This window comes from Cupriavidus sp. UME77 (assembly GCF_014170355.1).
GTDB lineage: Bacteria > Pseudomonadota > Gammaproteobacteria > Burkholderiales > Burkholderiaceae > Cupriavidus > Cupriavidus basilensis.
Genome location: NZ_LZZU01000043.1, coordinates 88,760 through 101,071, shown reverse-complemented (window position 1 = coordinate 101,071; position 12,312 = coordinate 88,760). Strand labels below are relative to the sequence as shown.

Here is a 12,312-nt window from a genome sequence, read left to right as displayed (position 1 = left end):
GCCGGCCTGCACCCCGGCCGCGCTGCCGCATGACCGCCCGTTTTTTCCCCGACATCTCCATCACGCCCTAGAAGGAAGCCCCCCGTATGCCGCAGTCGCTGCCATCCTCCGCTGCCGTAGTTTCGGACCGTCGCCGCTGGCAATTCTGGATCGATCGCGGCGGCACCTTCACCGATGTGGTGGGGCTTCGGCCGGACGGCACGGTGGTCACGCACAAGCTGTTGTCCGAGAACCCGGAGCAGTACAGCGATGCCGCCGTGGCCGGCATCCGCCACCTGCTGGGGCTGGCGCCGGGCGAGCCGGTCACGCCGGCGCAGGTGGAAGTGGTGAAGATGGGCACCACCGTTGCGACCAATGCCTTGCTCGAGCGCAAGGGCGAGCCGGTGGCGCTGTTCATCACGCGCGGCTTTCGCGATGCGCTGCGCATCGCCTACCAGAACCGGCCGCGCCTGTTTGACCTGAACATCGTGCTGCCGGAGCTGCTCTACCGCGAAGTGGTGGAGGTGGGCGAGCGCCTGGATGCGCAGGGAGAAACGGTGACGCCGCTCGACCAAGCCGCGCTGCGCGCAGACATGCAGCGCGTATTCGGCAGCGGCATCCGCGCCATTGCCATCGTGTTCCTGCACGGCTACCGCCAGGCGGCCCACGAGCAGGCCGCCGCGCGGATCGCCCGGGAGACCGGCTTTACGCAGATTTCCGTTTCGCATCAGGTGTCGCCACTGATGAAGCTGGTCTCGCGTGGCGATACCACGGTGGTGGACGCCTACCTGTCGCCGATCCTGCGCCGCTATGTCGGGCAAGTGGAGCAGCAGATGCCGGGCGTGCGCCTGCAGTTCATGCAGAGCAGCGGCGGCCTGACCGATGCACACCGCTTCCAGGGCAAGGACGCCATCCTGTCCGGCCCGGCCGGCGGCATCGTCGGCATGGTGCGCTCGTCGCAGAGCGCGGGCTTCGGGCGCATCATCGGCTTCGACATGGGTGGCACGTCGACCGATGTCTCGCACTTCAACGGCGCTCATCCCGTTGATTTCGAGCGCGTGTTCGAGACCAGCGTGGCGGGCGTGCGCATGCGCGCGCCCATGATGAGCATCCATACGGTGGCCGCAGGCGGCGGCTCCATCCTGCATTTCGACGGCAGCCGTTTCCGCGTCGGCCCCGATTCGGCCGGTGCCAACCCGGGGCCGGCGAGCTACCGGCGCGGCGGCCCGCTGGCGGTGACCGACTGCAATGTCATGCTCGGCAAGATCCAGCCGCGGCATTTCCCCGCGGTGTTCGGCCCGCGCGCCGATGCCGCGCTGGACCGCGACACAGTGGCGGCCAGGTTCGCGGCGCTGGCGCAGGCGGTAACAGAGGCGACCGGCGATCAACGCAGCGCCGAGCAGGTGGCCGAAGGCTTCATCGAGATCGCGGTCGGCAATATGGCCAATGCCATCAAGCAGATCTCCGTGCAGCGCGGCCACGACGTGACCGGCTACACACTGACCACCTTCGGTGGCGCCGGCGGGCAGCATGCCTGCCTGGTGGCGGACGCCCTCGGCATGCAGACCGTGTTCGTGCATCCGCTGGCGGGCGTGTTGTCGGCGTACGGCATGGGGCTGGCCGACCGCACCGCCATGCGCGAGCGCGCCGTGGAGGCGCGCCTGGACGACAGTGCATTGCCCGCGTTGCAAGCTACGCTCGATGCGCTGGCAAGCGAAGCGCGCAAGGAACTGCTGGAGCAGGAAGTCGCCGAGGCGCAGATCGATGTGGTGCGCCGTGCGCACCTGCGCTACGAGGGCACGGATTCGGCGCTGGTGGTGCCATTCGGCACCTTGCCTGCCATGCAGGCGGCGTTCGATGCCGCGTACCGCCAGCGCTATGCCTTCCTGATGCAGGGCAAGCCCCTGGTCGTGGAAGCCCTCTCGGTGGAAGCCATCGGCAGCAGCGAGCCGCCCGAGGAGAAACTGCCCGACGCGCAGCCGCGCTCCGGTGGCCCCGTGCCGGCGGAACTGGTGCGCATGTTCAGCGGCGGTGCCTGGCACGACACGGGCCTGTTCCCGCGCGATACGCTGCGCCCCGGCGACGTGCTGCCGGGCCCCGCCATCATCGCCGAGCGCAACGCCACCACGGTGGTGGAGCCCGGCTGGCAGGCCGAGCTGACCGCGCGCGACCACCTGGTGCTGACCCGCGCCGTGCCGCGTGCGCAGCGGCGCGCCATGGGCACCGACGCTGATCCGGTCATGCTGGAAGTGTTCAACAACCTGTTCATGTCGATCGCCGAGCAGATGGGCCAGCGCCTGCAGAACACGGCGTACTCGGTCAACATCAAGGAGCGGCTCGACTTCTCCTGCGCCATCTTCGATGCCGGCGGCAACCTGATCGCCAATGCCCCGCACATGCCGGTGCACCTGGGCTCGATGGGCGAGAGCATCAAGACGGTGATCGCGCGCAACGCCGGGCACATGGCCGATGGCGATGTCTACGTGCTCAACGACCCGTACAACGGCGGCACGCACCTGCCGGACGTGACGGTGATCACGCCGGTCTTCGACGAGGCCGGCGAGGAGATCCTTTTCTACGTCGGCTCGCGCGGCCACCACGCCGATATCGGCGGCATCACGCCGGGCTCGATGCCGCCGGACTCCACGGTGGTGGAGGAAGAGGGCGTGATGATCGACAACGTTCCGTTGGTGAAGGCCGGCGTGCTTGACGATGCCGGCATGCGCGCACTGCTGGCGGGCGCGCGCTACCCGGCCCGCAATATCGACCAGAACATGGCCGACCTGCGCGCCCAGGTGGCGGCCAACGCCAAGGGCGTGGAGGAGCTGCGCAAGATGGTGGTGCAGTTCGGCCTGCCGGTGGTGCGCGCCTATATGGGCCATGTGCAGGACAACGCCGAGGAAGCCGTGCGCCGGGTCATCACCGCGCTGAAGGACGGCGCTTATCGCTACCCGCTGGACAATGGCGCGCAAATCCAGGTACGCGTGACCGTGGACCAGGCCAGGCGCGAAGCCGTGGTGGACTTCACCGGCACTTCGGCGCAACTGCCCAACAACTTCAACGCGCCGCGCGCGGTCTGCATGGCGGCCGTGCTCTACGTGTTCCGTACGCTGGTCAACGAGGACATCCCGCTCAACGCCGGCTGCCTCAAGCCGATCAACGTGATCATCCCCGAAGGCTCCATGCTCAATCCGCGCTATCCGGCCTCGGTGGTGTCGGGCAATGTGGAAACGTCCTCGTGCATCACCAACGCGCTGTATGGCGCGCTGGGCGTGGTGGCGGCCAGCCAGGGCACCATGAACAATTTCACTTTCGGCAACGCACGCTACCAGTACTACGAGACCATCTCCGGTGGCAGCGGCGCGGGACCGGGTTTCGACGGCTGCGACGTGGTGCAGACCAATATGACCAACTCGCGCCTGACCGATCCGGAGGTGCTGGAATGGCGCTTCCCGGTGCGGCTGGAAAGCTATGAGATCCGGCCCGGCTCGGGTGGCGCGGGGCAGTGGCACGGCGGCAACGGCGGCATCCGCAAGGTGCGCTTCCTCGAGCCGATGACGGCGTCGATCCTGTCCAACAACCGCTTGCACGCGCCGTTCGGCATGGCCGGCGGCGAGCCTGGCGCGATGGGCCGCAACTACGTGGTGCGGGGTGACGGGAGCGAGCAAGCGCTGGGCCATGTCGGGCGTTGCGAGATGAAAGCGGGCGATGTCTTCGTGGTGGAAACGCCGGGAGGCGGGGGCTACGGCAAGGTGTAAGGGCCCGCCTGGCGAGGGTTTTTACCGATAACGTGAACGCAGGGTGCGACAAAGAATGAATGCCCAATTCCTGTTCAGGTTATTCGCGCCATGCACATCGCGGCGAAGCCGCCCTTTGCGTTTACAAGCGGGTTGCGTTCGGTCATTCATGGCAGGGCGTGCCGATTCATGCTGTGCTGACCGATCCCGGCGCTGTTGATGCCGCGATTGGCGGCGCGGGTTGGCTTGCCTGAGCATCGTCAACGAGCCACCAAGGAGATCCCATGCCGGACAACGCAAGCTGTGCCCACGCGGCCACGGCTGACTTTCATCGCCTGCTGGCGCGCGAGTTGCCGGAGCACGACGAGCAGGACTGGGAAGACGCGCAGCGCGGCTTTGTCGGCACCATCCCCAATGCCAAGGTGGCGCGCGCCAACGGGCACGGCGTGTGGAACATGGAGGCCTACGGCTTTCTCGACGCCGCCGAGGCGCCGGATACCGTCAACCCCAGCCTGTGGCGGCAGGCGCGCCTGAACCGCATCCACGGCCTGTTCCAGGTCACGCCGCGCATCTTCCAGGTGCGCGGGTTCGATATCGCCAATATCACCTTTATCGAAGGCGACACCGGCGTGATCGCGCTGGACGCGCTGACCTGCCCGGAGACCGCCGCAGCGGCGCTCGCGCTGTACCGGGCGCATCGCGGCAACCGCACGCTGCACACCGTGATCTACAGCCATAGCCACGCCGACCACTTTGGCGGCGTGGCGGGGCTGGTGGACGAGGCCGACGTGCGCGCCGGGCGGGTCCAGGTGATCGCGCCCTCCGGCTTCATGCACCACGCTATCGCCGAGAACGTGATCGGCGGCGTGGCCATGGCGCGTCGCGCGCAGTTCCAGTTTGGCCACACGTTGGCCAAAGGGCCGGCCGCGCAGGTGGATGCCGGCCTGGGCAAGACGCTGCCCATGGGCCGCTCGACGCTGATCGCGCCAACGCTGTCGATCGAGGCCGAGCACGAGATCCACGTGATCGACGGGCTGGAGATCGAGTTCCAGCTCACGCCTGAGACCGAGGCGCCCTCCGAGATGCACCTGTTCATCCCGTCCGAGGGCGCGCTCAACCTGGCCGAGAACGCTACCCACAACTTGCACAACCTGTGCCCGCTGCGTGGCGCCAAGGTGCGCGACGCGCTGGCGTGGTCCAAGTACCTGCACCGCGCGCTGCGCCGCTACGGCCCGCGTACCGAGGTGGTGCTGGCCCAGCACCACTGGCCGACCTGGGGCGCGGAGCGCGCCCGGCGCTTCCTGTCCGAGCAGCGCGACCTGTACCGCGTGCTGCACGACCAGACCGTGCGGCTGATGAGCCACGGCCTGAAGGCCAGCGAGATCGCCGAAGGGCTGCAACTGCCGGAGTCGCTGGCCAGGCGCTGGCACACGCGCGGCTACTACGGCACCGTGTCGCACAACGTCAAGGCGATCGTGCAGCACTACCTGAGCTGGTACGACGCGCATCCGGCCAACCTGCATGCGCTGCCACCGGTGGCCGCCGCGCGCAAGCACCTGGAATACATGGGCGGCATCGACGCCGTGATGGCCAAGGCCCGCGCCGACTACGAGCGCGGCGAGTTCCGCTGGGTGGCCGAGGTGCTCAAGCACGCGGTCTACGCGCATCCCGCGCACGCCGAGGCGCGCGAGCTGGCGGCTCGCGCGCTGGAGCAGATGGGCTTCCAGGCCGAATCGGCGACGTGGCGCAATGCCTACCTGCTGGCCGCGCGCGAGTATCGCGAAGGGCCGCCGCAGGCCAATCCGCAGGGGCCGCCGGCCAACGCGCTGATGGGCTCGATGAGCAACGAGCTGTTGTTCGACGCGCTGGCGGTGCGCATCCACGGCCAGCGCGCGCAGGGCATGGCGTGCCAGATCGGCTGGCAGTTCACCGACAGCGGCGAGCATTGGGTGAGCACGCTGTCGAACTGCGCGCTGAGCAGCCTGCAGGTGGAGGCGGCCGATGTGGCGGACAAGGCGGACAAGGCGGACGTGGTCATCGAGACCAGCCGCGACACGCTCGACGCCATCCTGACCCGGCGCTGGACGGCGGCCGAGGCCGTGGCGCAAGGCCGGCTCACGCTGCGCGGCGATGTGTCGCTGCTGCCGCGCTTCATGGGCTTGCTGGACCAGTTCAGCGGCAGCTTCCCGGTGGTGGACGCGGCCCCTTGGCCGGATTGGGTTTAGGTGATTTAAGTGGCTTGTGAGGCGCAATTGGCCCGGATGTCGCCCGGCCCGCGTGATGGCTGCGGAGCTTGTCCGGGCCACCACCGCCTTTTGTCCGTCAAGCCACCTCTGCTGCAACGCGGGAACCCCCTCTCGACAAGGTATAATCCCGGTTTCCCGCCAGCACGGCGCCCCAACCAGCGGCGCCGGCCGGTAGCAGCCCCTACCTCCTGCCCTCCCGACCGCTCAGACCATGGCGCATTTCTCGTGCTTCCCCGGTGCATTGGCGCTTTCCGCCTTTCGCCAGCAACGCCTGCTCACCGCCCTCAAGCAGATCGACGCCGACATCGAGTCGGTGCACGGCCAGTTCCTGCATTTTGTCGACACCGACGTGCCGCTGTCGCAAGACGACAGCGCCCGCATCGCCGCGCTGTTGACCTATGGCGCGCCTTTCGAGGCACAAACCGACGGTGATCGCTTTGTGGTGATTCCGCGCTTCGGCACCATCTCGCCGTGGGCCAGCAAGGCGACCGACATCGCGCATAACTGCGGCTTCGAGCACGTGCACCGCATCGAGCGCGGCATCGAGATCACCGTGATCTGCAAGAAGGGCCTGCTGCGCGGGCGCAAGACGCTGGACGCCGGCACGCGTGCCGCGGTGGCAGCCCACCTGTTCGACCGCATGACCGAAAGCGTGGTGGCTTCGCGTGAAGACGCCGCCGGCCTGTTCCAGGAACTGCCGGCCAAGCCGCTGCGCTTCATCGACATCTCCGGTGGCCGCGCCGCGCTGGCGCAAGCCAATACCGAAATGGGCCTGGCCCTGTCGGAAGACGAGATCGACTACCTGGTGGACGCCTACGCCAAGCTGGAGCGCAACCCGACCGACGTCGAGCTGATGATGTTCGCGCAGGCCAACAGCGAGCACTGCCGCCACAAGATCTTCAACGCCACCTGGACCATCGACGGCGTGCAGCAGGACAAATCCCTGTTCGCCATGATCCGCAATACCCACCAGCTCAACCCGCAAGGGTCGATCGTGGCGTACTCGGACAACTCCGCGGTGATGGAAGGCGATGTGGCCGAGCGCTGGTTCCCGCGCGGCACCGAGCAGAAGTACGGCCGCCATGAGGCGCTGACCCACACGCTGATGAAGGTGGAGACGCACAACCACCCGACCGCCATCTCGCCGTTCCCCGGTGCCTCCACCGGCGCCGGCGGTGAAATCCGCGACGAAGGCGCCACCGGCCGCGGCGGCAAGCCCAAGGCTGGCCTGACCGGCTTCACGGTCTCCAACCTGATGCTGCCCGACGCCGTGGAAGGCTGGGAAAACGCGCGCGACGCCGCCCAGCCGGTGGCGCACCGCAACCCGGACGACAAGGTGAGCGTGACCGGCAAGCCGGACCGCATCGCCTCGCCGCTGCAGATCATGACCGAAGGCCCGCTTGGCGGCGCCGCGTTCAACAATGAATTCGGCCGCGCCATCCTGGGCGGCTACTTCCGCGTCTACGAGCAAAACGTGGGCGGCACCGTGCGCGGCTATCACAAGCCGATCATGATCGCCGGCGGCATCGGCAATATCGATGCCGGCCACACGCACAAGAAGGCGCTGCCGGCCGGCTCGCTGCTGATCCAGCTGGGTGGCCCGGGCATGCGCATCGGCATGGGCGGCAGCGCCGCCAGCTCGATGGCGACCGGCACCAATACGGCCGACCTGGACTTCGATTCGGTCCAGCGCGGCAACCCGGAAATGGAGCGGCGCGCGCAGGAAGTCATCAACGCCTGCTGGCAGCTTGGCGACGACAACCCCATCCTGTCGATCCACGACGTGGGCGCGGGCGGCATCTCCAATGCCTTCCCCGAGCTGGTGGACGGCGCAGGCCGCGGCGCGCGCTTCGACCTGCGCCAAGTGCACCTGGAAGAGTCGGGCATGAGCCCGGCCGAGATCTGGTGCAACGAGTCGCAGGAACGCTATGTGATGGCGGTGGCGCCGGAGTCCTTCCCGCTGTTCCAGACCATGTGCCAGCGCGAGCGTTCGCCGTTTGCCGTGGTGGGCATCGCCACCGAAGAGCAGCAGCTGCAGCTGGTCGATGCGCATGTCGACGCGGCGCTCAAGGAACACTATGCCGTGAACATGCCGATGGACGTGCTGCTGGGCAAGCCGCCGCGCATGCACCGCGACGTCAAGCACGTGGAGCAAAGCCTGCCCCCGGTGGACGTGACCGGCATCGCGCTGGACAAGGCCGTGCGCGACGTGCTGCGCCACCCGACCGTGGCCAGCAAGTCGTTCCTGATCACCATCGGCGACCGCACGGTTGGCGGCATGAACGCACGCGACCAGATGGTCGGCCCCTGGCAGGTGCCGGTGGCCGACGTGGCGGTGACCACGCTCGACTACAAGGGCCGCGCCGGCGAAGCCATGACCATGGGCGAGCGCACGCCGCTGGCCGTGATCAACGCCCCCGCCTCGGGCCGCATGGCCATCGGCGAGGCGCTGACCAACCTGGCCGCCGCGCCGGTCAAGGACCTGGGCAAGGTCAAGCTGTCTGCCAACTGGATGGCCGCCTGCGGCGTGGACGGCGAAGACGCCAAGCTGTACGACACGGTGCACGCGGTCGGCATGGAACTGTGCCCGGCGCTGGGCATCAGCATCCCGGTGGGCAAGGATTCGCTGTCCATGCGCACCAAGTGGCAGGACGATGGCGTCGACAAGGAAGTGGTCGCGCCGGTCTCGCTGATCATCTCGGCGTTTGCCGCCGTGGATGACACCGACCGCACCCTGACCCCGCAACTGCGCACCGATGCGGGCGACAGCGTGCTGATCGCCATCGACCTCGGCCGTGGCAAGAACCGTCTCGGCGGCAGCATCCTGGCGCAGGTGACGCAGCAGGTTGGCAATACCACGCCGGACGTGGACAGCGCCGAAGACCTGAAGAACTTCTTCAACGTGATCCAGCGCCTGAACCGCGACGGCAAGCTGCTGGCATACCACGACCGTTCCGACGGTGGCTTCATGGCAGCGCTGGCCGAGATGGCCTTTGCCGGCCATTGTGGCCTGTCGCTCAACGTCGACATGCTGGCGCTGGACCCCGTGCAGGAACAGGACTTCGGCGACGCCAAGAACTGGGCGCAGCAAATCTCCGGCCGCCGCGACGAGCAGACCCTGCGCGCACTGTTCTCGGAAGAGCTCGGCGCGGTGATCCAGGTCCGCCAGGAAGAGCGCGATGCCGTGTTCGCGGTGCTGCGCGAAGTTGGCCTGTCGGCCTGCAGCCACGTGGTGGGCAAGCCCAATGCCACCGACCAGATCGAGATCTACCGTGACGCCAAGAAGGTCTTCGGCGCCGCGCGCAGCGAGCTGCAGCGCACCTGGAGCGAAGTCAGCTGGCGCATCGCGCGCCTGCGCGACAACCCGGCTTGCGCCGACAGCGAATACGATCGCGTGCTCGACGCGGCGGACCCGGGTATCTCGCCTGTCCTGACCTTCGATCCGGCGCAAGACATCGCCGCACCGTTCGTGGCCACCGGCGCGCGTCCGCGCGTGGCGATCCTGCGCGAGCAGGGCGTCAACTCGCAGATCGAAATGGCGTACAGCATGGACCGCGCCGGCTTCGACACGCACGACGTCCACATGAGCGACCTGATCGCCGGGCGCGCCAACCTGGCTGACTTCTCCGGCTTTGTCGCTTGCGGCGGCTTCAGCTACGGCGACGTGCTGGGCGCCGGTGAAGGCTGGGCCAAGACCATCCTGTTCAACGCGCAGATGGCCGAGCAGTTCGCGGCGTTTTTCAACCGCCAGGACACCTTCGCGCTGGGCGTGTGCAACGGCTGCCAGATGATGAGCAACCTGGCCCCGATCATCCCCGGCGCGGGCGCATGGCCCAAGTTCACCCGCAACCAGTCGGAGCAGTACGAAGCGCGCTACGTCACCGTGCAAGTGCAATCCTCGCCGTCGATCTTCTTCGCCGGCATGGAAGGCAGCCGCATCCCCATCGTGGTGGCGCACGGCGAAGGCTTCGCCGACTTCTCGCAGCAAGGCGACAAGAGCCAGGCCCAGGTGGCGCTGCGTTTCGTGGACAACCACGGCGCGCCGACGCAAACCTACCCGCTGAACCCGAACGGCTCGCCGGACGGCATTACCTCGGTGACCACCACCGATGGCCGCTTCACCGTGCTGATGCCGCACCCGGAGCGCGTGTTCCGCACCGCCACCATGAGCTGGGCGCCGGACGCCTGGAAGCAGGTGGAAGATGGCGGCAGCCCGTGGATGCGCATGTTCCGCAACGCGCGCAAGTGGGTGGGTTGATCGGCCTGCTGTTTTTCGCGCTGTAGAAAGGAAAAGCCCGCTTCGCGCGGGCTTTTCCTTTTGTCGATGCGGGATTCACTGAGCGGGTTGGCTGCCTCAGATAAGTGCTGAAAAATACCCAAACAAGACCTTTGGTTTGGACAGGCCATCATTAATCGCTATGATTCACTGTGATTCAACCCGCATCGAAAAGGACTACATATGGCCCAGACCGAAACCAAGGTGCTGACCGTGCATGTGCCGTTGCCACTGGCCGAGAAGGTCGATCAGTTGGCGACCCGCCTGGAGCGCTCGCGCGGCTGGATCATGAAGCAGGCCCTATCTGCCTGGATCGATCAGGAGGAAGAGCGCAGCCGTCTGACACGTGAGGCTTTGGCCGACGTGGATGCAGGTCGCGTTATCGATCATCAGGCCGTTCAGGCTTGGGCCGATGGTCTCGGCACGGACACGCCCCCGCCGGTCTCGCGCTGATGCTGATGGACCTTAAGTGGACCAGCAAGGCGCTCTCCGACCTGACTCGCCTGTACGAGTTTTTGGCCCCTGTGAATAAGCAGGCAGCTGCACGAACAGTCCAGGCTCTCGCCGCAGCACCTGCAAGTTTTCTGGCTCACCCACGCATCGGTGAGCAGCTTGATGAATTCGAACCCCGCGAGGTGCGGCGGATTCTTGTGGGGCACTATGAGATGCGCTATGAGATTCAGGATTCGACAATCTACGTGCTGCGGGTGTGGCATACCCGAGAAGATCGCTAAGACGACTTGCCTCAAGCTACCCGCCGCGTACTCCAGGCCTGATAAACGTAATACAACGGCCGCTGCGGATCCGATTGCCTGGCCGATGCCGGCGCCGCGCCGCGGATCTGCATGGTGACCAGCACCATGCGGGCGGCTTTCACGGGGGAGTAGCGGTCGCGCAACGGCAGCATGGGCAGCACGGCGCGCCATTCCGGGGGCAGGCCATCGTGGCTGAAGGTGCCGAGCGCGCAGTAGCCCCATCCTTCGGATGTGAGGTGCCAGAGTTGCCGGTAGGGGCTGCCGCCTGATGCCGATGATGCCACTGAAGCCATGGTCTCCCTCGTTCGCGTGCCGGTGCCCGCGGCGGGAGGTCAGGCGGGCTTGCGCTATCCAGGCTGCGTGTCGGCCAGGGTGGCGGCGGCACGCATGGCCTTGATATTACCCATGTGCGGCGACCGTGGGAATGCTCGGCGCGCTTTGGGAGTGCGGCAGCGCGCACACCACACGCCGTGTTTGGTGCCCGGCATACAGTGCATCACCCGGAGTTCGTCACTTGCCGGCGGCGGGGCTTTGTTGTCCTAGTTGTCCTACAGCCCGCTGAACCAGTTATACCCCTGGTCTTCCCAGTAACCACCCGGGTTCTCGTTGGTCACGAAGAGCGCGGCGATATGCTTGGGGTTCTTGAAGCCGAGCTTGGTCGGCACCCGCAGCTTGAGCGGGTAGCCATACCGGGCGGGCAGCGGCTCGCTGCCAAAATCCAGTGCCAGCATGGTCTGCGGGTGCAGCGCGGTTTCCATGTCGAGGCTGGAGTAATAGCGGTCCGCGCATTTGAAGCCGATATAGCGGGCGGTGGTGTCCGCGCCGATGCGCTCCAGGAAGGTGCGCAGCGCAACGCCGCGCCATTCGCCGATCGCGCTCCAGCCTTCGATGCAGATATGCCGCGTGATCTGCCCCGCCTGCGGCAGCGCGCGCAGTTGCGCCAGGCTCCATGCGCGCTTGTCGGCGACCAGCCCGGAGACTTCGAGGCGGTAGCCGGCACCGTCGACCTCCGGCACGTCGTACTCAGGATAGAAGGCGTTGAACGGGAAGGGCTGCGTGATCTGGCTGCGCGCGTAGGTGGGTGCGAGCCGGTTGCGGTTGAACAGCCAGGCCTGCACGCGATCGTTCCAGCGCGACATCGACCACAGCACCTTGTCCACGGCGTCGCCATCCTGCAAGGTGCAGCCCGCCAGCATGGACAGGGCGCCTAGCGAGAGCGAGGAGCGCAGCAACAGGCGTCGCTGGAGCTGCACGAGCTGGGGCTTGAAATCAGCCGCGCTTGGCGGCTCCGAGGCCGGCATGACGATCCGCTTGTCATC

At 67.1% G+C, this 12,312-nt stretch carries 8 protein-coding genes; 6 read left to right on the top strand and 2 right to left on the bottom strand.

All coding sequences use genetic code 11. From position 1 onward, the window contains the following. Positions 1-86: 86 nt before the first annotated feature. The 6 genes from A9975_RS15620 to A9975_RS15595 all read left to right on the top strand — a co-directional run bounded on the left by A9975_RS15620 (position 87) and on the right by A9975_RS15595 (position 10,972). The gene (locus A9975_RS15620; RefSeq protein WP_183033596.1) at positions 87-3,737 is read left to right on the top strand and encodes a hydantoinase B/oxoprolinase family protein; all 3,651 of its coding nucleotides are present in this window, start codon (positions 87-89) and stop codon (positions 3,735-3,737) included. A 59-nt stretch (positions 3,738-3,796) separates the two neighbouring features. After that, positions 3,797-3,970, top strand: a complete 174-nt coding sequence (locus A9975_RS15615) for a hypothetical protein (protein WP_183033594.1) — start codon at positions 3,797-3,799, stop codon at positions 3,968-3,970. A 30-nt stretch (positions 3,971-4,000) separates the two neighbouring features. Then, a complete protein-coding gene (locus A9975_RS15610) occupies positions 4,001-5,941 on the top strand; it encodes an alkyl/aryl-sulfatase (RefSeq protein ID WP_183033592.1) in 1,941 nt (646 codons plus the stop codon). 232 nt (positions 5,942-6,173) lie between these two features. Next, entirely contained in the window at positions 6,174-10,220 is a 4,047-nt protein-coding gene (gene purL / locus A9975_RS15605) for a phosphoribosylformylglycinamidine synthase (protein WP_183033590.1), read from the top strand. A 201-nt stretch (positions 10,221-10,421) separates the two neighbouring features. Then, positions 10,422-10,691, top strand: coding sequence for a CopG family ribbon-helix-helix protein (locus A9975_RS15600; protein ID WP_183033588.1), 270 nt, complete (start codon positions 10,422-10,424; stop codon positions 10,689-10,691). 5 nt (positions 10,692-10,696) lie between these two features. Further along, complete coding sequence (locus A9975_RS15595; protein WP_183033857.1) at positions 10,697-10,972, top strand: type II toxin-antitoxin system RelE/ParE family toxin; 276 nt, start codon at positions 10,697-10,699, stop codon at positions 10,970-10,972. A gap of 11 nt (positions 10,973-10,983) precedes the next feature. Here A9975_RS15595 and A9975_RS15590 read toward each other — a convergent pair whose 3' ends face one another. Next, positions 10,984-11,286 (bottom strand): hypothetical protein, encoded by a 303-nt coding sequence (locus A9975_RS15590; protein ID WP_183033586.1) that lies wholly within the window; start codon positions 11,284-11,286, stop codon positions 10,984-10,986. Positions 11,287-11,541: 255 nt separating this feature from the next. Beyond that, on the bottom strand, positions 11,542-12,294 hold the full coding sequence (locus tag A9975_RS15585; RefSeq protein WP_183033856.1) for a molybdopterin-dependent oxidoreductase: 753 nt from the start codon (positions 12,292-12,294) through the stop codon (positions 11,542-11,544). Positions 12,295-12,312 lie beyond the last annotated feature (18 nt).